This window comes from Inquilinus limosus MP06 (assembly GCF_000767795.1).
In the GTDB taxonomy this organism is placed as follows: domain Bacteria; phylum Pseudomonadota; class Alphaproteobacteria; order DSM-16000; family Inquilinaceae; genus Inquilinus; species Inquilinus limosus_E.
This window is the reverse complement of the sequence record NZ_JANX01001027.1, coordinates 1-1104: the sequence shown is the minus strand read 5'-3', so window position 1 is coordinate 1104 and position 1104 is coordinate 1. Positions and strand designations below refer to the sequence as shown.

1 protein-coding gene is annotated in these 1104 nt (G+C 71.5%); it reads left to right on the top strand.

The window, feature by feature from the left end:
• Positions 1-245: 245 nt before the first annotated feature.
• A partial coding sequence (locus P409_RS34945; RefSeq protein WP_034849593.1) for a hypothetical protein occupies positions 246-1104 on the top strand: 859 nt, incomplete at its 3' end.

The window sequence follows — 1104 nt, the reverse complement described above, 5'->3', positions numbered from 1 at the left end:
TCCCGCAAGGGGAGGGGGGACTCAAAAGGGAACGGCTTCAGCTGTTCTGAAAAAGTCGCGCTTGCGGAAGAGGCGACGCGAAGACGCCGGCAGCGCACGGCCATCAAGTGATGGCCGCAGATGTGGTTTCGCTTGACTTTAAGTTCCCTTTTTGTTCTAATTCAGACATGGTCGATGGCGCCGTCACAGCCGGGACTCCCGCCGCCGCTTCGCCGGCCACGGACGAGGCTGCCGAGGACGCCGCAATGCTGTCCCGCCTGGCCAGTCTCGCCGAGGAGCTCGCCTCGGGGTTCCAGGCCCAGGGCGCCGCCGCCCTTGCGGCCGGTGATCTCGACCGTGCCGGGATTGCCGAGACCCGCTTCAGCAGCCTCTTCCTCGGCATCCGCCGCGCCGTCGCCCTCAAGGCCAGGCTGCGCCAGCAGCGTGAGGAGGCGCAGCGCAGGGCCGCAAGCCGCAACGACCGGCTTCAGGACGAGAAGGACAGCCGGCGCCACGCCGTCGCCCAAGGCGTCTCCCGCGCCATCGCCGCCGGAAAGGCCGAAGCCCGCGAGCGGCTGACCCTGGGGCTGTGGGAAAGGCTGACCGAGAATGAGCGCATCGACGCCGACCTGGCCGACACCGCCCTGCCGATCGAGACCCTGATCCTGCGCCTCGGCCGCGACATCGGCCTGTCCCGCCGCGCCCTCGCTGCCGGCCTGGACACGGCCGATCCGGCCGCCGCCGGCCCGAAGGCATCGGCCCCCGTTGTCCTGCCGGCCGGCTACAATGCCGGCGAATGGTGGACCCCGGACGACCCCGTCACCGAGTCCGCGTGCTATTGCAGCATCGCCGCCGCCGATCTCGGCCTCCCGGGGGACGAGTTCTACGAGGCCAGGGTCGACACCGGCGAAGTCTTCGATGACGACGACAACGTCATCATGCGGCTGCCCGTGCCCGACGAGCCCTGGCGGGCCGGGGCCGAGGACGCCCTCCGAAGATCGGCTAGGGCCATGACGGCCGAACGCGCCGTGCCGCGCGGACCCGATCCGCCGGCCCCGCCGGTCCTGACCGCGCCGGCCTCGACCGCGCCGCCCGGGACCGACGACGACCGCCGGCACCGCGAGC